22 protein-coding genes are annotated in these 20545 nt (G+C 37.9%); 4 read left to right on the top strand and 18 right to left on the bottom strand.

Annotated features, from left to right (window positions below; genetic code table 11):
• Nucleotides 1-73: 73 nt before the first annotated feature.
• From ACQCPR_RS04790 to ACQCPR_RS04730, 13 genes are all read right to left on the bottom strand, one after another.
• Nucleotides 74-895: a flagellin gene (locus ACQCPR_RS04790; RefSeq protein WP_427138357.1), complete on the bottom strand. Its 822-nt coding sequence runs from the start codon at nucleotides 893-895 to the stop codon at nucleotides 74-76.
• Nucleotides 896-1058: 163 nt separating this feature from the next.
• Entirely contained in the window at nucleotides 1059-1274 is a 216-nt protein-coding gene (csrA, locus tag ACQCPR_RS04785) for a carbon storage regulator CsrA (RefSeq protein WP_427138356.1), read from the bottom strand.
• 3 nt (nucleotides 1275-1277) lie between these two features.
• Entirely contained in the window at nucleotides 1278-1727 is a 450-nt protein-coding gene (fliW, locus tag ACQCPR_RS04780) for a flagellar assembly protein FliW (RefSeq protein ID WP_427138355.1), read from the bottom strand.
• A gap of 118 nt (nucleotides 1728-1845) precedes the next feature.
• Nucleotides 1846-2400: a DUF6470 family protein gene (locus ACQCPR_RS04775; RefSeq protein WP_427138354.1), complete on the bottom strand. Its 555-nt coding sequence runs from the start codon at nucleotides 2398-2400 to the stop codon at nucleotides 1846-1848.
• A gap of 90 nt (nucleotides 2401-2490) precedes the next feature.
• Nucleotides 2491-3390, bottom strand: coding sequence for a flagellar hook-associated protein FlgL (gene flgL / locus ACQCPR_RS04770; protein ID WP_427138353.1), 900 nt, complete (start codon nucleotides 3388-3390; stop codon nucleotides 2491-2493).
• A 15-nt stretch (nucleotides 3391-3405) separates the two neighbouring features.
• A complete protein-coding gene (gene flgK, locus ACQCPR_RS04765) occupies nucleotides 3406-4974 on the bottom strand; it encodes a flagellar hook-associated protein FlgK (RefSeq protein ID WP_427138352.1) in 1569 nt (522 codons plus the stop codon).
• A 12-nt stretch (nucleotides 4975-4986) separates the two neighbouring features.
• Nucleotides 4987-5481 (bottom strand): flagellar protein FlgN, encoded by a 495-nt coding sequence (locus ACQCPR_RS04760; RefSeq protein WP_427138351.1) that lies wholly within the window; start codon nucleotides 5479-5481, stop codon nucleotides 4987-4989.
• An 18-nt stretch (nucleotides 5482-5499) separates the two neighbouring features.
• Nucleotides 5500-5763 carry a flagellar biosynthesis anti-sigma factor FlgM gene (gene flgM / locus ACQCPR_RS04755; RefSeq protein ID WP_241595519.1) on the bottom strand — a complete coding sequence of 88 codons (264 nt, stop codon included), beginning with the start codon at nucleotides 5761-5763 and terminating at the stop codon, nucleotides 5500-5502.
• A gap of 322 nt (nucleotides 5764-6085) precedes the next feature.
• Nucleotides 6086-6502 (bottom strand): TIGR03826 family flagellar region protein, encoded by a 417-nt coding sequence (locus ACQCPR_RS04750; protein ID WP_340879231.1) that lies wholly within the window; start codon nucleotides 6500-6502, stop codon nucleotides 6086-6088.
• 43 nt (nucleotides 6503-6545) lie between these two features.
• Nucleotides 6546-7169, bottom strand: a complete 624-nt coding sequence (locus ACQCPR_RS04745; protein WP_427138350.1) for a ComF family protein — start codon at nucleotides 7167-7169, stop codon at nucleotides 6546-6548.
• Nucleotides 7166-8155 carry a DEAD/DEAH box helicase gene (locus ACQCPR_RS04740; protein WP_427138349.1) on the bottom strand — a complete coding sequence of 330 codons (990 nt, stop codon included), beginning with the start codon at nucleotides 8153-8155 and terminating at the stop codon, nucleotides 7166-7168. The genes ACQCPR_RS04745 and ACQCPR_RS04740 overlap by 4 nt, the downstream gene beginning before the upstream one ends.
• Before the next feature lie 353 nt (nucleotides 8156-8508).
• On the bottom strand, nucleotides 8509-9351 hold the full coding sequence (locus ACQCPR_RS04735; protein ID WP_093494193.1) for a DegV family protein: 843 nt from the start codon (nucleotides 9349-9351) through the stop codon (nucleotides 8509-8511).
• Nucleotides 9352-9459: 108 nt separating this feature from the next.
• Entirely contained in the window at nucleotides 9460-10047 is a 588-nt protein-coding gene (locus ACQCPR_RS04730) for a nuclear transport factor 2 family protein (protein WP_427138348.1), read from the bottom strand.
• 130 nt (nucleotides 10048-10177) lie between these two features.
• On the opposite strand from ACQCPR_RS04730, the gene ACQCPR_RS04725 reads away from it, so the two are divergent.
• Together ACQCPR_RS04725 and ACQCPR_RS04720 are read left to right on the top strand one after the other, a co-directional pair.
• Nucleotides 10178-10360 carry a hypothetical protein gene (locus ACQCPR_RS04725; protein ID WP_427138347.1) on the top strand — a complete coding sequence of 61 codons (183 nt, stop codon included), beginning with the start codon at nucleotides 10178-10180 and terminating at the stop codon, nucleotides 10358-10360.
• A gap of 11 nt (nucleotides 10361-10371) precedes the next feature.
• On the top strand, nucleotides 10372-10551 hold the full coding sequence (locus tag ACQCPR_RS04720; RefSeq protein WP_427138907.1) for a nuclease-related domain-containing protein: 180 nt from the start codon (nucleotides 10372-10374) through the stop codon (nucleotides 10549-10551).
• Between the two features lie 623 nt (nucleotides 10552-11174).
• Here the strand turns inward: ACQCPR_RS04720 and ACQCPR_RS04715 are convergent.
• Entirely contained in the window at nucleotides 11175-11849 is a 675-nt protein-coding gene (locus ACQCPR_RS04715; RefSeq protein WP_090563421.1) for a response regulator transcription factor, read from the bottom strand.
• A 35-nt stretch (nucleotides 11850-11884) separates the two neighbouring features.
• Nucleotides 11885-13030, bottom strand: a complete 1146-nt coding sequence (locus ACQCPR_RS04710; protein WP_427138346.1) for a sensor histidine kinase — start codon at nucleotides 13028-13030, stop codon at nucleotides 11885-11887.
• Between the two features lie 140 nt (nucleotides 13031-13170).
• On the opposite strand from ACQCPR_RS04710, the gene ACQCPR_RS04705 reads away from it, so the two are divergent.
• Entirely contained in the window at nucleotides 13171-13806 is a 636-nt protein-coding gene (locus ACQCPR_RS04705) for a YigZ family protein (RefSeq protein ID WP_427138345.1), read from the top strand.
• A gap of 30 nt (nucleotides 13807-13836) precedes the next feature.
• Nucleotides 13837-15006, top strand: a complete 1170-nt coding sequence (locus ACQCPR_RS04700; RefSeq protein ID WP_427138344.1) for a CAP domain-containing protein — start codon at nucleotides 13837-13839, stop codon at nucleotides 15004-15006.
• Between the two features lie 394 nt (nucleotides 15007-15400).
• On the opposite strand, the gene ACQCPR_RS04695 is transcribed toward ACQCPR_RS04700, so the two are convergent.
• Genes ACQCPR_RS04695 through ACQCPR_RS04685 form a run of 3 tightly spaced genes read right to left on the bottom strand, consistent with a single transcriptional unit; the run spans nucleotide 15401 to nucleotide 20197 of the window.
• The gene (locus ACQCPR_RS04695) at nucleotides 15401-16936 is read right to left on the bottom strand and encodes a SpoIID/LytB domain-containing protein (RefSeq protein WP_427138343.1); all 1536 of its coding nucleotides are present in this window, start codon (nucleotides 16934-16936) and stop codon (nucleotides 15401-15403) included.
• Nucleotides 16937-17632: an SH3 domain-containing protein gene (locus ACQCPR_RS04690; protein ID WP_427138342.1), complete on the bottom strand. Its 696-nt coding sequence runs from the start codon at nucleotides 17630-17632 to the stop codon at nucleotides 16937-16939. It lies immediately after the preceding gene.
• A gap of 18 nt (nucleotides 17633-17650) precedes the next feature.
• The gene (locus ACQCPR_RS04685; RefSeq protein ID WP_427138341.1) at nucleotides 17651-20197 is read right to left on the bottom strand and encodes an SH3 domain-containing protein; all 2547 of its coding nucleotides are present in this window, start codon (nucleotides 20195-20197) and stop codon (nucleotides 17651-17653) included.
• Nucleotides 20198-20545: the final 348 nt, after the last annotated feature.

The following is a 20545-nucleotide window of genomic DNA, read 5'->3' as shown; positions in this document are numbered from 1 at the left end:
TATTCCCTCCTTAATCTAAAAAAAAGATAGCCAGTTAAGGCTATCTATTTTTTAATCATTGTTTAACTACTGATTAACGAAGTAGTTGTAGTACACCTTGTGGTTGTTGGTTAGCTTGTGCAAGCATAGCTTGTGAAGCTTGTGTCAAGATGTTGTTTTTCGTGAATTCCATCATTTCTTTAGCCATGTCAACGTCACGAATACGTGATTCTGCAGCTGTTAGGTTTTCAGAAGAAGTACCTAAGTTGTTGATTGTGTGTTCAAGACGGTTTTGAACAGCACCCATTGTCGCACGTTCTCTTGAAACTTGACTAATTGCTGCATCGATTTTAGTAATCGCTTCAGTCGCACCAGTACGACCTGTGATAGTACCAAGTTGAGCTGCATCTACACCTAAAGCAGCTGCACGCATATCTTGGATTGTAAACGTAATAGCTTGACCAGAGTTTGCACCTACTTGAAGTACTTTGTTAGACATCCCACCACTTAATAGTTTTTGTGTATTGAATTCAGTTGTTGTTGCAATGCGGTCGATTTCTTTAGTTAGCTCATCGACTTCTAATTGCATAGCTTCGCGGTCTTGAGTTGTATTTGTATCGTTACCAGCTTGTACAGCTAGCTCACGCATACGTTGAAGGATTGAATGTGTTTCATTCAATGCACCTTCAGCTGTTTGAATAAGTGAAATACCATCTTGTGAATTTTTAGCAGCCATATCTAGACCACGAATTTGTCCACGCATTTTTTCAGAAATTGCAAGACCCGCAGCGTCATCGCCAGCACGGTTGATTTTAAGACCTGAAGATAGTTTTTCGATGCTTTTAGAAGCAGCAGCGTTGTTACCAGTAAGTTGACGGTGCGTGTTAAGCGCAGCGATGTTGTGATTAATTCTCATTATAAATTTCCTCCTTGAGTGTGTTTAGTTCACATCCATGTGAACTAGATTTTTTTTGTTTACAACGTTCAGGAATCGGCCGGTATTCCTTACTTGCTGCTTACAATATTAATATCGGATTAGCTTTATATATGTTTAGTTTATTTTTTTAAAAAGTTTAATATTATTTTGAGAGTTTCTTGAAAAGGTCTTCTTTTAGTTCAGTTGCTTCTGTATTTGTTTCGGAAACAGTAAGAATTAGTTCACCTCGCAAAATTTCCATAGACTTTGGCGCATCAATTCCTAACCGAACAGAGTCTCCTTTTACTTCTAGTACTCTAAGTTCGATGTCATCCCCAATTTTGATTGTTTCATTAATTTTACGGGATAGTACAAGCATCGGTCACGCCTCCTCTTTATTTGGTAATGGTTTCGAGCCAATTACGTGACGTACTGCAAATTTATTGTCATTGAGGATCATTTGCTTCGCTAATTTTTTTGTTGTATGAAATACAATAGGAGCTTGCAAGTTAATTGTTGACGTTTCTAATGGATCTTTTAATGACAAAACCCCTAGAACAAAAATATCATCCTCTTGTTTAATATCAAGTAATTCAATTGTTGGTTCATCGATATCAAAGGAATATTCATGCACTAATACATATGGATTTCCTACAATTAGTGCAATATCTCTTTTTTTAGTTGATTGTAATACTTGAAAAAGTGAGTTCCCTTCAATTGGGAGTAAAACAAATTCTTTTTGGTCTTCGAAACCTGGAACGCCCTTTGGAAAACGCCAAAGTTGTTCTAAATTTAGTTTTACTTCACCAAAGAACTTTGTTTGGATTAGCATAAGATTCACTCCTTTTCTTCTTGCTTACGATTAATACTACCATTGTATCTCTCTCAAAAATAGACTTGTATATATACAAGTCCTTTAGTCAATTATTAATTGGAGAGCTTTATCATAACTACCATTTAACATCAATTTTAATGGACGGCCATTGTTCCATTTGAGCTGTCAATTTACTTGGAGTGTATCGATAAATTGGTTTCTGAATTGTAACTTCATTTATCGGCTTTTGTGGCTCTACGTTAATATCGAGTGTTCCCGGTTGAATTGACATTTGTAGCTTTAATGGATTCGGAACAAACTTGATGCCTAATGATTTCATTGGGCGGCTTCCATTTTCAATAGCTTGCTGTTTGATGACATTATTTCCATTGCCAATATTCATCAGTTCCCTGCCCTGTTCCGCCCGGCGTGCAATCCCTTCCATCCCTTCTTGGATACCAAGTTCGGCAAACTCCTCAGTTCGTTTAAAAACGCTTTTCAAATCTAAATCGGCACGTACTTCTGTCGTATCAAGAGAAAGCTCGGAACTTGTCGTTGAGATTTCTAGAATAGCAGCAGGTTGTTGTTGCGAAAGAATTGCACGTGGTTGTTCTATTTCTTGAGTTCCTGGTGTATTTTGAAGACCTAGAACACCTCGTGTCGTAGTAATTTGAAGTTGTGGGATATTCAATAATGTCACCTTCTAAAGAAAGACGTTTGGATTTATATCCAAACGCCTTTTTAAATTTTGATAATAATAAGTAATTAATTCCGCGAAGACTTAGCGTAGAAAATCTACTAATGATGGTTGGATAATTCGAGATCCAACAGCTAATCCAGCACGATGAATCGATTCCTGCGTAATCAAGTCTGTAATAGCTTCCTCATATTCAACATCTTCGTTTTCAGACAATTGTTTAGTTACGATTAAATTTTGTGAAGAGAGACGATTTTCCATCATCTCGACGCGATTTTGACGTGCTCCTATTTTTGAACGAGCTGTAAGTACTGTATCCATGTTTTTATCCGCTAACCCTATGAAATTATCTAAAGGAGCATTTGTTTCTAGGGCAGTTTGTAGCTGATTCATCATATCATCAATTTCATCAAACACTCCGATTCCGTTCGTATTTACCGTTATTTCTACGCCTGCATTAATCTCGATGTTGACATCTTCTGTAACTCCAGGATGATTTGCATTTAAAAATCCGTTTGCATCATATAGCGGAGCATTCCCATTTGGATCGTACAAGGGAGCTAGCGTTTTGGTGCCAGAAAATATATACTTATCTCCAACTTTCGAATTTCCTAAATCACGGATTTGTAATTTAATTTGCTCGATTTCTTTTGCAATTTTGTCGCGGTCATCTGGTGTTTTTGTATCGTTATTGGCATCTATGACCAGTTCTCTAACTCGTTGTAACGCTGCCCCAACTTTATCTAGTCCATCATCTGATGAATCTAGCCAGTTGTTTACTTCACCTAAGTTACGTTCAAACTGTTCTACTCTATTTAAATCGGATCTATATCCAATTCCCTTCATCGCAATTACAGGGTCTTGTGATGGACGAGATATCTTTTTACCCGTATTGAGTTGTTCTTGAAGAGTACCCATCTTTGAGTAACTGCTCGATAAATTACGAAGCATATTACTCGACAGCATTGATTGAGTTACGCGCATATTATTTACCCCCTTTTATAATCCTACTCGGCCCATTCCATTTATAATTTTATCTAGAGTTTCATCTACTACTGTAATCATACGAGCAGATGCATTGTATGCTTGCTGGTATATGATCATGTTCGTCATTTCTTCATCTAGTGAAACGGAACTTACTGATGCACGGTTATTAGCGATTGTAAGTTGTTTAACTGCTGTAGTTTCAGCAAGACGATTAGCTTGCTCTCCATCTACCCCTAGTTTTCCGATTAAAGATTGATAGAAGGATTGAACAGTTGCATTGCCTAATCCCAATATTGAAGTTGTTTTAACTGCTGCGAGTAAAACGGCATTTTTTCCATTACCTTCTTGATCAGGTTCAGTAGAAGCAGCCACTTTACTTGGGTCATCTTTTATGACTTTATTTACTGCAATATTTCCAGCAGTAATAGTGTTCCCATAGTCTGGATTGTTCGGATCAACTGGAGCATATGGAATATTTGGATCTACGAAAAAGTTTTCTAAATGTGAGTTACCAGGAGGAAGTCCATAACCCTTAGAGTGAACTTCATTAAACGCTTTAGCAAATTCTTGAGCCATTTTATCAAGTTGGGCAAGCATTTCTGGATATACGCCTTCTTTATTGGCTCCATATCCATATGAATTAATAAGGGAAAGCATTTTACCTTGATTTGGTAAAAGTTCCGTATGATTAATCGTAGCACCATTTGCCGGAATCCCGTTAATCGTAAATCCTTGGAACGGATCTTTAGTATCTCCTACAGGAAGATTATGTTCAAATTGCGATGCTTCTTTGCCTTCGACAATTTTAATAGTATCGTTAGGTACTGGTTTACCTGTTCTAATACTTATCGTCATGTTGCCTTCTGCAATTGCAAGTGAATTACCACCATTTTTGGCGTATTCTATTTTTATAGGGAAGTACTGAGATAATTCATCAACTAAGGTATCGCGAGCATCATACAAGTCATTTGGCAAATATCCATTTGGCTCGACTTTAGCGATGTTCTCATTCAGTGCTGCGATTTGTTTTAGAATAGAATTTACATCTTTTGTTGTAACATCAATTTCGTTTTTTAAGTTACCTTGTACTTCTACAAGTTGTTTATAAATATAATTAAATGATTCCGCTGCTGTAACTCCACGCTCAGTAACCACTCTCCGGGTACCAGCATTTTCAGGTGATGTACTCAACTCTTCTAGTGATTTCCAAAATAAATCTAATGATTCATTTAGACCATAATCGGATGGTTCTGCCATGATATCTTCCATTTGTGTAATTGCTTTTGATTTGGTTTCCCAATAACCAAGTTCGTTCGTCTCTTGTCTATATTGACGATCGATGAATTGGTCACGAATTCGTTGGATAGAATGTGCCTCTACACCTGTTCCGATAAAGCCAGGAACTTTTGGTGCATTTAAACCAATCCCTGGATATGGAAGTGTTGGTTGCATATTAACACGTTGACGAGAATACCCGAGAGTGTTCGCATTTGAAATATTATGTCCTACTGTATAAAGAGCTGTTTGTTGTGTGAACATACCACGTTTACTAGTTTCTAATCCCATAAATGTAGAGCGCATGGGTTCGCCTCCTTAGACTTGTGAGTTGAAGTAGGTTTTGTCATTTGATGGACCTTTTACTTCAGTTTGTGAGTAGTTTATTTGGTCTGGCTTTGGACGCAACATATCGAGTGTCATGTTGACAAATTGTAGTGATTGATATGTTAACTGTTGATTTAAATCATTTTGTTTTTTTAATGTTTCTAATGTTAATAATAGATTATTGCGTGCTTTTATTAGTTGGGCTTTTTCTGTGTCTGTGGTGGTATTTTCTATAACTAGTGCTACAGTTGGGTTGTCAGTAGGAGCAATTCCTTTTGCTCGAAGGTAATCCGTTACCTCTAACTGACGCTGTTGTTCTAGCTGTGAAATGCCTGCAACATGTGCCTGCTCGTCCTTGAGCAGTTGGTTTAGACTGTCCATGTCACCAATTTTGATAGCTTCAGTTTTTTTGTATGCAATCTCTAGCAAACTTTTGTGAAGCATATCTAGTTTTGTTAAAGATTGCAAAATGTTATCGATGGACATGTTTGTAAGCTCCTTTTACTAGATGCGGTAATAATTTAAGATATTGGATGCTAATTGTTTTGCATCTACTTTGTATGTTCCAGCTTCGATATCTGCTTTGATGGCAGCCACTCGTTCTGCTTGTTCTACTTCAATAGACGACTTTGTTTGCATGTTTTTAGCAGCGGATGAAATTTCCAATTGATCTGCCGTTGTTTTAGTTGTTTGCTGTACTTTTTCCGCTTGTTGCTGATTGCGTTTGTAGGGATTTACTTGATTTAAACCAACGTTTGTTATTTTCATATAAGAATTCCTCCCCTCTTCTTGCGTAGTGTCTATGTATTATTTCGGCACTAAATATGAAGTGTTTAGAGTAATTTGAACGATTTATAAGGAATAGGTCTTGTGAATTAAAGCTGTTAGTGGAATTGAAGGGTCTTTTGGTGGAACTAGTGCTTGGTTGAGTGATAAAGGTTTTGATTGGGTTAAACTCGTGTGCCTTTCGATGGAACTTGGGTAGCTTGTAGCGCCTTCATGCGTTGTGTGTTGAACTCGTATACTTTTGGGGTAGTTATTTTATATTAAAGTTTTCACCTAAGTAAAAACTCCCACACAAAGTGAGAGTTTATTTTCTTTTGGTATCTGCATGGTAAGTTCCATGATCCTGGTTTGCTACTTTGTCTCTGAATTCTTTTGCTGCATCAAATTGACGGAGTCCTGATTTTAAATCTTCCGTACATGTTTTACAAAGTTTGCCTTGGTTCGTGATTTTTCCACAACTATCACATGGATAACCTAAATTTGGGAACATTGCTGGTTGCAGACGGTTTTTGCGTACCCACTTATGTAATAGTGATTCCTCAACGCCGGTTGCTTCTACAATTCGCTCTACTGTTGCTGCACGGTTTTCGCGCTTGCGGAGGAAGCGATATACTATTTCGTATAGTTTTTCTTCGTTCATTGCACAGTTGTTACATACTTCTCTCATTCCTGTATAGTTAAAAAACTCGCCGCATGAAGGACAATTTTTTAGTTCTCCCATGGTGTTACCTCCAGATAATATTCTTTTATCTTTTATCGGCAAGTTAGCCTTTTATTAAAGTGATTGCATCCACTCTTTTCGCCCCGGAGTCCTTTAAAATCTTCGCAGCGTGATGAATGGTAGCACCAGTTGTATAAATATCGTCGAATAAAATATAATTTGTTTCTTCTATGTTACTCATTGATTCGAACAAGTTTGTGGTTTTTAAGCGTTCCTTTTTTGTTTTCTTTCCTTGTGTTTTAGATTTTGTTTTAACGAGTAATTGTTGATAGGAAACTTGTGCTGCATTTAACAGCTCGTCAACTTGAGCAAATGTGCGTAATTCTAATTTTTCTGGATGCATGGGAATAGGGACGATAATGCCTTCTCTCGTCTGAAATGCCTGTTGCAGCTTCCCAGCAAAGACTTTTGCTAATGCTACGTCTTGTAGAAATTTGTATTGGTGCAGAAATTCTTTCATGGGTTCATTATAAGTGTATAAACAAAAGACTGAGTCGACTGTTCCTTCATAAGGTGTTCTTAGAAAATCGGTAAAATCTATGGTCGAATCTGATATATCAAATTTCTCGAAGCATCTAGTGCAAGTGGAAGAGTCCAATTGGTTTAAAAAGAGCTTAGACCAAGTTGGTGTAGATTGATAAGGAGTGCCACAAATTAAACAAGTCATGAACGATTCCATCCTTTTATCGTATCCTTCGCTTTATCCATTTCTTTACTTATCCCATGATGAAAGAATGTGATGTCTCCGCTTGGATACTGTGCAGACCTGCCTACTCGTCCACTTATTTGAATGAGTGCACTGGAAGTGAAAATCGGTTGCTCTGCTCCCACTACTGCTACATGGACATTTTCAATCGTTACCCCACGTTCTAGTATGGTCGTTGTTAGTAAACCAGGTATTTGCTTTTCTCTTAATTGCATAACTAATTCCTTTCTATCTGGGTGTTCAGCGTGAACTCTAGGTATTTCTCCTGGGAAGTTTTCAAGCATTTCGATAGTAGGTAGGAAGATTAGAAAAGGCGTTTCGATTTCTATTTTTTCATTTATCCACTTTAGTAGTTTGTGTGGAATTTTCCCTGTCTTCAATTGTCTGAAGTAACCCCAGAGGCTATCGAATTTAGGTACTGGAAGGTCGTGGCCGTGATATCTTCTCGTGAGAATAGATTGATTGGTTGTTTTTAAAGATTTGGTAGGAGTGGCTGTTACGTAGTGAATGGCTGCATGTTGTTTAGCCGCTTTAGTAACTGCTGCTTGGAGTGTTTCGTCCGCATAATAGGGAAATGCATCTGCTTCGTCGACAAATACGACGTCGAAGGCATGTACAAATCGGTAAAGTTGATGGGTAGTGGCTAGCACTAATTCAGCAAATCCTTGTTGGTCAGGTGCACCTCCATACAATGCATGAATTGTTGTATTTGGGAAGACTTTGAGAAAGCGAGGGTATAACTCTAAAATAACATCCGTTCTTGGAGCAGCAACACAAACTCTTTTGCCTGCTTGTAAACTTGCAAAAATGGCGGGAAATAGGAGCTCTGTTTTTCCTGCTCCACATACTGCATTTAATAAGTGGGATTTGTTTTGTTCGACACTAGCAAGTAGTTCTTCACTTGCCTTTTGCTGAAGTGGGGTAAGTTCCCCGCTCCATGTAAACACATGAGCGTTCGCGCCGCGAGCATGCTGCTTGGCCCACAGGAGCAATTCTGAGCAGCTACTCACCCGCCCCATTCGGATACAGTGGCGACAATAGGTACAAATTTTGTTACAGCGTGCACAGTTGAATGTGTGAAAAAAGGATTGATTTGTGTTGTGGCATCTGTTGCAGACGTTCTTCTTTGATTGCCAAAAAAGGACAGATTCTGTTTTTGCGATGATGCCGGGCTTTAGGTGGATGTAGCCGGAGTTAATGTGGGCGTCGATGACTTCGCGGGGAAATGGGGTATGTTCGCGAAGCCATATGCGACCGGTGAGAAAATGCTGCAATTGTTCATTCATAGGCGTTCTCCTGTTTAGTTATTTTTATACCAACCGAGACCCATTGACCCTTCCCCAAGGTGTGTACCAATTACGGGACCGAAATAGCTGATCGTGAATTCTACGTTTGGCATTGTTGCTTGGAGTTCGTTTTTCCATGCGATTGCTTCGTTTTCGTTGTTAGCATGGATGATCGTTGCTTTTATGTTGAATTTGTTTGAGTCAGCCTGGAGCATGTCCGAGATACGTTTCATCGCTTTTTTTCTCGTTCGGACTTTTTCGAACGGAACAATAACTTTGTTTTCGAAGTGCAGAATCGGTTTTACTTGAAGTACAGATCCAATGACGCGCTCGAAGCCGTTTAGTCTTCCTCCACGATGGAGATGGTCTAGATTGTCGACCATGAAGTATGCTCTCATTGTTTGTTTCATGCTGTCTAGTTCTGCAAGGATTGCGTCAGGTGTAGCACCTTCTCTGGCCATTTCAGCGGCTTTAAGTACGTAGAAGCCTTGAACCATACAGGAAATTTCTGTGTCGAATGTGCGTACGTCGATGTCGTTTACCATTTCTCCCGCTTGTTCTGCTCCAGCAAGTGTTCCGCTGATACCACTTGAGAGATGGATGGAGATCACCGCGTCGTATTCTTTTGCTAGCTGTTCGTATGTTTCGATAAACTTTCCAAGTGCAGGCTGGGATGTCTTTGGTAGGGCTCCACCCTTACGGATTTTATCGTAGAATTCTGTGGTGTTAATGTCTATTTCTTCTTGGTAGGTGTCATTTCCGATGACAACGCTTAGCGGCACCATATGAATATTCAGTTGGTCACGAATTTCTTTCGGGATATATGCGGTGCTGTCGGTTACGATTGCTGTCTTCATTTTATAAATCACACTCCTAACTTTAAGTTTACTGAAGTTTTGTTAGAAATGAAAGGATAAAAAAGCCCAAAACATGATATTTGTCATATATGTTTTGGGGAAGTGTGATTATTCAGTTGATTCACCTATATAGTAGACGCTGGAAACTAACCATTCACTGTTTTCTTTGACGAACACAGTTACTTGGCGACCATTTTGGTCTAGCTTAGCGCCTGTATCCATTTGCTCTAGTGAAGTATGGATATTAGAGAATACTTGTGCTTGTGATTTGTCATATTTAATGATGGTGATGTTTTCCGCCGTCCGGATCGTGTCGAAGTCTTGGAAGGTTTCTTCGACTTTCACTTTTTCAGCATCGTAGTTGAAGCCTTCTGGATTTTTCGAAATTGTGTTCATGTAACGTTCAGTATCTTCTTCATTGAATGATTCCATGTATTCAGTAAAGGAGTCGATTATAGCTGTTTTTTCTTTATCTGGTACATTCGTCTCTTCTTCAATATCTCCACCTGACAATTCGAACCCTACATTTGTTTCACTTTTGTCTTCCGCACCATGATCTGTTGTGGCTTGAGTGTTCGTTGGAGCAATGTCTCCTGCAGAATTGGTGTTTTGGTTTTGAGCTGTTTCATCATTACTATTGCAAGCTGCCAGAGTTAGTGCAAAGGCTGCGAGTGTAATTGTTTGGATTATTTTCATTTATGTCTCCTCCTGCTGAAGGTTATTTTGTCATAATTAGGACGAAAACTCAATTAATATGTTCCTTTTATTAATAGGTAGAATATTCCGGTATTGGAATGTAAAATATAGGTAGAAAGGAGGTGAAGTATTGAATGGACATTTTGCTTTGTTAAACAGGTTGCGTGATGGATCTGGGATAGTTGATTTTATTCAAGAGGAGATTCGGAAAAAAGAGGCCGGAGTACGTGGTGAGGACCGGCTTCTTGGTCGGTTGAAAGAGCTGCGTTTGCAAGGTGAGTTTCGCTTTTTTTGGATGTTTGTTTGGAGCTAGATGATTGGAAAGTGCAAATCGACTGTGTTGTTGTGACCGACCGGTGCTGCATCGTGCTCGAGTCGAAAAACGTAAGTGGACGCTTGTATTTTAATGAAGAGCTAGATGAATTTTACAAGGAAGAAAATGGAGTAGAACCCCCATTTCTAATCCGTATTTTCAATTGTTGCGACATATTCGCTTCATGCTAGAATTTCTACGTAACACCCATCCACTAATGAAAGTGACTGGCGCTGTCATCATGACCGCTAAGTCCTGCCGCATTATGCATAGACCTACCCATTATCCCATTTATAAGTTAGAGAGCATGGTTGAGAGAGTGCCTCAGATGTACAATAGTTCCGGTGATGTTAGTTTTTCTGCTGAAGAACTAATGGTTGTTGAGAAGTTGATACTGGAGAATAGATCTGCTTTTGTGTATCCGCCACTTTGCGAGCATTATCGAATTCCCTTGTCTTATCAATGATAGAATAACAAATAGAGACTTCCGAAAATTTTGTATGGTCGAATCTATTTATAGCGCTTCGAGAATGCTAGGTAATATGGATTTACAAGTGCATAAAGCTGGAGGGAGAACTTATTATACGAAAAAATAGGATTACATTTTAGTAGCAGATTGTTTTTAGGGTGATTCACAAATTAAGTGATTCGAATCGCAAGGTCTTCACCGCGAATCGCAAGTCGAATCGCATTTTAAGATGAATCACAATATACTTCACCAAAATCGCAAGGTCGTTCCTGAAAATCGCAAGTCACATTGATTGTCCAAAGCAAAATCCCACTCCAAAAGATGGAGTGGGATTCATTATGTGTGTTATCGAACTTCAACCCAACCGTTTTTGATGCCGGTTACTACGGCTTGGGTACGGTCGTTTACGTTCATTTTTTGGAGTATGCTGGATACGTGATTTTTTACGGTTTTTTCGGAGATGAATAGAGTTTCTCCGATTGTGCGGTTGCTTTGGCCATCTGTTAGTAATTGTAATACTTCGCATTCACGTTTAGTTAGTAAATGGAATGGACGACGAATTTCTGTTTGATGGAAGTTTCCTTTGTTTTCACGTTCGCTTAAGCGACGGAATTCTGCAACTAGGTTACGTGTTACTTTTGGATGTAAGTATGACCCACCTTTTGCTACTACTTTGATGGCAGAGACGATTGCATTCGCATCCATTTCTTTTAGCATGTATCCTAGTGCACCTGTTTTAAGTGCGTGTGATACATAGGACTCATCGTCATGGATAGATAGGATGATTACTTTAGCTTCAGGATATTTTTCTAGTAATTCTCCTGTTGCTTCTACTCCATTTTTAGTAGGCATATTAATGTCCATTAATACTACGTCTGGTTGATGCTTATCATAAAGTCCAAGAACGTCATTGCCGTCGTCACCTTCTGCTATTACTTCGAAAGAGTCTTCAAAATCTAAAATACGTTTAACTCCCTCGCGAAATAGTTGGTGATCATCTATAATTATTATTTTTGTCATGTTCATTTCCTCCTATAATTAAAACGCCGTATTTATTATTCCTCATTTAATGGAATGCTAAACAATATCGTAGTGCCTTTGCCTGGTGATGAAATAATTTTCATCGTCCCTTCTAACAAATCCACTCGTTCTTTCATACCGATTAAACCAAAGGATTTTTCTTTAGCAATCTCCGGATCAAATCCAGCTCCATTATCTTTGACGATAATATTTATTTTTTGTTTCAACCATTCTACTTTCACCGTTGCTTCAGTAAATTTTCCATGTTTAGTTCCATTTGTTAAACACTCTTGGACTATGCGGAAAATGGCTACTTCAAAATTAGTTTCTAGTCGTTTCTCTTCTCCAAAAGTTTGGAAATCAATCTTTCCTTTTGGATTGTATTCTTCGATTGTTGTTATATACTTTCGAAGCGTTGGTATTAATCCTAAATCGTCTAATGCCATTGGTCGTAGGTCGTAAATGATACGACGTACTTCTGATAGGGCATTACGAACCATTGTTTTTAGGTCAATAATTTCTTTCATCGCTTCGTCTCCGCCACGTTGCTGATATGTAAGATTGATTAAATCGGTTCTTAGTAGTACATTCGCTAGCATTTGAGCGGGGCCATCGTGAATTTCCCTTGAAAGTCTTTTGCGTTCTTCCTCTTGTGCTTCGATAATTTTCAAGGTGAAATCTTGTTTAATTTTTGCATTTTCAAGTGCTGCACCTACATTTTTCAAATCGGATGTTAAGTAATTCATGACAATATTCACTTGATTGACCAGATGATCTGCACGCTCAATCATCTCCAATAAGCCCTGTAACCTGCGTTCTAATTCGTCTCTTCGAAGTCTTAGCTGTCGTTCTTCACTACGTTTGATAAGAAGATTTATTTGAATTTCATTTGCAGTTTCGTAGGCTTGGCGAACTTGTGGTTCATCGTATGAGTCAAAATTCTTAGACACTTCTGCTAAACGATTTCTGGAAAGCTTCGATTTCGCTTCAAGCGCATCCCCTTCAATAATAACCGTCTCGATATTTCCACGAATAATTTCTAACTCTACTTTCATTTCTTCAAAGCTTTGTCGACTTTGTTCGCTTATAATGAATATATCCTTTTTCGAATGATCCATCACTTCGACCATTCGATCGAAAATAACATCTAACGATTGTAATTCACTATTCTTATTCGTCATCTGTTTTTTCTCCTTTATGTGCCCAAATGAGTCTTCATTCACTAATGATGACAAGTCCTATTATAGCACTAAGTGACTAAAAATAAATTAAAATTACTTTACAACTATGTTTCAATAGAATCAGGAGGAGAAATATATCTATGAGAAAAGATTACCATACTATTCAAGGCTACGGAGAAAGCGAGATCGTTATTCAAAAATCACGTTTTATTACTTACGTGAATCGAGCTGAAACTGAAGAACAAGCACAAGAATTTATTAATAATATCAAAGCAAAGCATAAAAGTGCTAATCATAACTGCTCTGCATACATTATTGGGGAGCATGACAATATACAAAAGGCAAACGATGACGGCGAACCAAGTGGCACTGCGGGAGTCCCAATGCTTGAGGTGCTCAAAAAACAAGGACTTCAGGATACAGTTGTTGTCGTAACTCGTTATTTTGGAGGTATCAAACTCGGTGGCGGTGGACTTATCCGTGCATACGGGAAAGCAACTACGGAAGGAATCGATGTTGCAAAAGTGGTGGAACGTAAGCTGCATCATCTCATGAAAGTCTCTATCGACTATACTTGGCTAGGAAAAGTGGAAAATGAAGTACGTAACTCTGTCTATCCCTTGAAAGAAATTATCTATGCAGATCAAGTCGAAGTCTTAGTATATACAAAAGCAGATGAAGAAGAAGGCTTTATAAACTGGGTGGCAGAAATCACTAATGGACAAGCGAAAATTGAGATTGTCCAAAAAGAGTTTTTGGAATTTACGGTGAATTGATTTATACTTTTACTATGAGGAGATGAATCTATGAAAAAACTATCTATTGTAGTATTATTACTTTTCGCTTTAATTTCAGTTCCAACGATCTCTCAAGCAGCAGATTGTCCTTCCATTGTTTCCTGGGATGGAGTACAACTAAAGTCCGGGCAAATCGGCCGAGTTTTGATACAAAAACCAACGACTGTTTATAAAAATATCAATGGAAAATTTGTGGCTTCTAGAACTGTAAAACCTGGTGAGAATTACAGAGTATACGCCAACAAGTCGACATACTATCATCTTGGTGGCGGGTTATTTATTCTAGACAATAAAGATATTTTGTATCAGACACCATCTAAAAGTAAACTAAGTCAGTTAAACTGTGTGAAAACCACTCCAACTTCTCTTTCAATCGGAGATAACAAAACAACTGCAATAGCAAAACTAGATCCGCAAAAAGTAGCTGTTGTAAATGAATTTGGTGCGCCAACTTCCGTTTATCACAATAACTACAATGACTTTTATGCAATAAGCTATTTAAAAAATAAAGTAGCATCTATTTATACGAAAGATAAAAGTTATCAAGTAAGTGGAGTTTCAGTAGCTAATACTATTGAACATTTAGAAAGTAAACTGGGTACAAACTATGAAACTACGGGAAATACGTATCCAATCGAAATTATTACTTATGATCTACCAAAATATGAAGCAAACTTTTTCATAGATGTGCATAATGATAATAAAATTTCTGCTATCTATTTAATTGACCACGAGATGATTAATAATAATCCTAATTTATATCCAAAAAAATCTACGACTTTAGAAACAAGCTATGAAACTCTTTTATTCGAGTTAACGAATGCTGAGCGTAAAGCGCAGGGAGTGACTCTTCTTCAAAACTCTTCGAAGGTTGCTAATGTTGCACGAGGTCATAGTATAGACATGGGTTTAAATGATTATTTTAACCATGATAATTTAAAGGGTGAATCACCATTTGACCGCCTTTCGAACGGCAGCATACAATATAGAAATGCTGGAGAGAATATTGCAATGGGCTATACGAGTCCCTATTTTGCTCATGAAGCTTTGATGAATTCTTTAGGTCATCGTAAAAACATCATTAGCACGGCTTACACACAATTGGGTGTAGGTGTTTACTTTGCAAAATGGGTCTATGGCTCAATTCCATATTATACTGAGAACTTTATAAAACCTTGATAGATAGGAAGCAGCCCCGAATTGATGTGAAATTCTGGGCTGCCTTTTTCATTAATTTAAAGGTAGCAATTTAATAATTGAGCTTTTAGTAGTTTATTTCCGCTCCAGGCAGACGCTTTCCGTGGGCACGGCTTCAGCCGCTTCCTTCGCTTAGCTCAGTCCAGGGTCTTCAGCTCGCGCTGTTCCCACTGGAGTCGCCGCCCTACGCTACAATAAACTATGTCTACTTTTCAAAAACAGACAATTGAAATCATTATTAGCTAAATAAACAAGGTTTACATGGTAAAACGTCCAGATGAAATTAACGATAGTAATAAGAAAAATTTTAGCATCTAAGCGATTCTCTAAAAAGATAATAGAAAAAGGCGACCACAAATGCGGTTGCCTTTTTCTATTAGAATTTCTCGATTGTCGTTCCTTGGTAATAATGCTTCAGAATACGATCGTATGTCCAGCCAGCTTCAGCGCGTGCTTTTGCACCATATTGACTCATGCCGATTCGGTGGCCATAGCCTTTTCCGTTAACTGTAACTGTTTGGATTCCTGTACTTGTTACTCCTGTTGTTGAGATGATGCCTTCGTTCGTTTGTACATTCACTGAACCATTTGGAACTGTTAGTACTCCCGAAGCTGTTTGAACTGACATTCCGTTAAGTGATGTCACCTCAGTAGAACCTTTAGCTCCTTGAATAGCTAAGTCCGTTCCACCTGTTGGTTTAGTGAAGGAAATATCAAACCAGCTTGACTTTAATGATGCATTTTTAGCATCTAAAAATACATTTCTCATAACAGATTCATTGCCAGAAATGGTTTTCTCGCCGGATGAAGTAATTGCGGTTACTGCGGTTACTTCCCCGTTGGATCCACCTTTTGTTAGCTTGATATCTAGTAAAGTATCAGTTGATGCAAATCCGAATTTCTTTAAAATATTTGCCACTGGTATACTAACCGTCCAGTTTTTATAAGGTGATTGTTCAATAGAATCGTCTACAGATACAAAATGTGAAACCTGTGTACTATTCCATACCTCACCAATATTGGCGGTTTTACCACCACTTGTCGAGTAGAAATAGGCTTGAACAAGTTTGCCATTTGCTTTTACTACTAATCCATTAGTAGCTTCTACCGCAGCATTTGTATTTTTATGTTCTGATGAGTAACCTTTGTACATTTGGTCCTTCGTCGTACTGCTTAGAATACCAGCTTTACTTAATGTATAGCTTCGTGCAGCAACTGTCTGTGCTTTTAATGCTTCAATATGCCAAGAAGCTGGTGATTCATTCGGAATTACACCTTTTAAGTAGTTTTCTAAATCAAGTCTATTAACGATTTGAACTGTTGCACCTGATTTAACAACATTAAAACTACCACGATATGAACTGCCATTTGATGTCTTTCCTATAGGTAATGAGGAAACCTTTGCAACTATACCACTAGTAGCAGGAATCCAAGATGAAACACCTTGATCATCCGTTATAGAGTACCATGTTTCCCCACTGGCATTTGTAAATTCATCAACTAAGTTTGCCCCTTGGAAAGCTGTGTATGATTTAACAGTCTCATAATCAGCTGTAGCACCTTTTTTACCATCAACGCTTTTATTGAATACAACTATTTTTTCATCTCCAGAAATTGCATGTAAAGCATATCCATTTGCCGAATACATAGCTGCTCCTGTTTGATAGATGGATACTTCCCCATTTACCTGAGAAAAAGTGACTGGTGTATCTGGTAAAGCATAAAACATTTCATTTGTCGTTAAGTTTTGGAGCTTGTAAACTCCTGATAGGTTAAGAGAAGTTGTAGAGGCATTATGTACCTCTACTTGTACTTGTTTGGAATAGCTCTCTTGTTTATATGCCAAGGCGCTATTTGTTGAAACTAAGCTAAGCACTGCTACTGATAAGATGGCGATAACTTTTTTCTTCAATTATTTCACCTCAGTCAGCGTACTTAGCACCCAACCTTTAGTACCCTTTGGAGTTTGAACATTATACCAAGTTTCTCCATTTGCATTTTTAAATGATCCTAAATAGGTTAATGTTGACCCTTTAGCTACTGTTTCAAGCGATTTATAGTTTGTAGTTGCCCCTTTGCGAACATTTGTAGCTTGTTTTGTTACAACTTTTGAAGGTATGAACTCACTTGGTTTAGTTGTAGAAACATCGTTTGAGAAGACCCAACCTTTTACAGTAGATGAAACTTCTACACGATACCATACTCCATCTGCCCCTTTGTGCTGACCGATAACAGTTAGTCCTTTGTTTGCTGCAATCGTTGAAAGAACTTTATAGTTTCGTGTTGCTCCACTATGCACTTTTGCGCTTGTAGTTGTATAAACTACGGCTGGTGTTTCAGTTGAGGGTGCAGTTGTTGGCGGTGTCACTACAACATTGCCACCCTCTGCAATTGCTTTTTGTAGCTGTTTAATAGTTGCATCTTGTTCTGCAAGTTGTTTTTCTAAAGATGTTACTTTTGTTTGTAGTGGGCTTAGTTGTGCTTGTACCCATTCAACGGATGCTAATAGTAAGTTTGAATCCGCTTTTGTTGAAGTTGGCGTATTGATCGTTAATAACAAACTTAGTCCTAGGACAGCCCCGACCGTTGCTAATAATTTCTTTTTCATCGGCTTATCTTCCTTTCATTATTGATTGAAATAGTTTTCTAATCCTTTACGAATTCCAGCTGCCGCTTTTTTGCGGAAGGAAGTAGAAGCCAATTGAGCTTCTTCCGTCGGGTTGGATATAAATGCTAGTTCTACTAATACGGACGGAATTTTGTTCATACGATTTACATAGAAGTTTTGTTGCTTAACTCCACGATTATAAGTTCCAACTGCTTTTACTAAATCAGCTTGAATACTCTTCGCAAGTGCCAAACTCTTTGGTCCATTAAAGTTTACTGTCGAATTGTAATATGTTGTTGTTCCTTTTGAAGTAGAACTAAATGAATCCGCATGAATACTAATAAATGCATCATAATCAGAAGCATTTGAGATACCCGTACGCTCTGACAGCTCCAAGAAAACATCACTATTACGTGTAAGCGTTACAGTTGCACCTGCAGCTTCAAGTTCAGCTTTAAGGAATTGAGCGGTTGCAAGATTTACATCTTTTTCCTTCGTACCATTTTTACCTACTGCTCCAGGGTCCTTAGCGCCGTGTCCTGCATCTATAACTATTTTCTTGCCAACCAAGCCTTTTGGTACTACTTTGATCGTTAACTCTTTATTATAATCACGAATGGTATAGGTGTAATTCGAATCGAAAGTGATTAATAATACAGATGTACCTCCAGAAACCTTCTCTACTTTCATACTCTTGACACCAGTAACCTTCGATTTAATCTCGTTAATATCTGAAAGATTACCATAAATGCGTAGAACATTAGCAGAAGGCATAGAGTAAGTAATGTCGAACGTCGATGGTTTAGACCAAACCATATAGTTTTGACCATTTCTAACTTCAGTTCGACCATTCGTTAATGAAATTGGCGAGTTGTCAGAAAGTACAGAAGCCTGGATCCAACCACGTTTTTCATTTTGTGTTTCGATATTAACCCAACCATTTAATGAACGCAGAACACGTACAGGAGTGCTTAAGTAGATGGTATCTACTTTTTTCGCGGTTGCACTTGCTCCACTATATACTGTAGATGTTTTAGTACCATATTTAGTTGGGATATTTTCATTTATTTCGAAATCTGGAATCCAACCTTGTTTTCCATTAGCCTGGATGTTTAACCAAGTTGTCCCATCGGTTGAAACTAATTTGCTCAATACAGTGAATTTTGTATTCTTTGGTAAGCCTACTAAAACCGCTGAGTTATAGTTGCTATTTGCATACAGTAATGCATTAGCACGTAGAATCGTCCCTGTTTCCCCATTACCTGGAGTGACTACTGGAGTCTCGTCGACTTTGTCTACTACTGAAACAACTGATTGATGTAACCATGCATCTCCATTAGTCGAAGTTACTTTATACCATTTTTCATTCTTACTATCTGTTGCATATTGTGCTGAAACGAATTGATCATTTAACTTCGATTGAGTTACAACATCGTAAGTGATTCCAGGACCTGAACGCATATTTGCTACAGAAACGGAAACCTTCAAATTTGTTTCCTCTACAACGATATTTTCTTCTGGTTTTGGCGTTTCAGTCGATGGATTTTCGGGTACAGTAGAAACACTTTCAAATGCGGATGAGGGAATCCAGCCTTTTTTCCCAACAGCATAAGTTACTTGATACCATTTTTCTTTTGAAGCGTTTGTAAACTCTTGATGGATTGCTAGTTTTACTCCCATTTGGATCGTTGCCACAGTTTTATAGTTTTTAGTAGCTCCAGAATGAACTGTCGAGGTTTTACTTACAACTTTATTGGCAATGGAGTTATCTTCAAAAGCAGTTGCAAGAATCCAGCCTTTTTTCCCAGTGGCATATGTAACTTGAACCCATTTTTCATTGTAACCATTTGTAAATTCTTGGTGAACTACTAATGTTGTACCCACTTTTGCTGTAGAAACAACTGTGTAGTTTTTTGTAGCGCCTTTATGAATTGTTGTTTGATTGATTACTTTCATCGATGTTGCTGTTTCACCAGCAGTACCGTTCAATACGAATAAGTCAGAAGATACCCAGCCTTTTTTTCCTTTATATTCAACATTGAACCATATTTCGTTAGAGGTATTTGTAAATGCCCCTAATATTTTTAGTGAAGTGCCAACTGGAATAGTAGCTACTACTTTATATGCAGTTGTTGCTCCACTTCTCATTTTAGAAGCACTAGTCCCTATTTTTTGCGTTGTACCTACATATGAATCTCCAGATTTAGTCGTAGACGCTTTAACTGCTGCAGTAGCTGCTGTTAAATAATCACTAATAATCCAACCTTCCGTCGAATTCAAGGAGACTTTGTACCATACTTCTCCCTTACTATTTTTCTCATTGGCAACTACAGATACCATTTTACCGGCTTGTACAGATGTTATTTTATCGAATTCTGTACCAGCGCCAGTTCTGACATTGACATTATTTTCAGTAAGCAGCGCTTTGTTGCCAACCAATTGTTGAATGTCGTCTAATATTGCAGAAGTTGAGGCTGCATATACGGATGGTGCTTCACTAGCAAGAAGGTTAAGCGGCAAAAGGACAGAAGTTGCTAAAACTGATGATGCGATTACTTTTTTCATTTGTTCCTCCTAGAACGTTTATTTCTTCCATTTTAAAACACAGAATTTCATAAAACAATCCAACGAATGTAATTAAAACCTATGTATTATAAATTTAACATATATCATAATTTTATGGCATAAGCTAAAAATACCCATTTGTATAACAATAAGGTTACAAGTTTCGAGTTTTCATGTAATTGAATTGTAATAAGATAATTTTGTTGCTATGGAGAATAGTGTAAGATTCTAAATTATACTGTCTAAACTGTGAAAAGTATCTTGGCTAATTAATAGAATAAACCTAAGGGCTTTGGACAGATGTTTTGCTATATTATTACCGGGTGAGTTTTTAGTGATATTGATTGT

Origin of the sequence: Psychrobacillus psychrodurans, assembly GCF_050209195.1 — a bacterium.
GTDB classification, from domain to species: Bacteria; Bacillota; Bacilli; order Bacillales_A; family Planococcaceae; genus Psychrobacillus; species Psychrobacillus psychrodurans.
The sequence above is the reverse complement of the archived record's forward strand: the minus strand, read 5'-3'. Positions and strand labels throughout refer to the sequence as shown.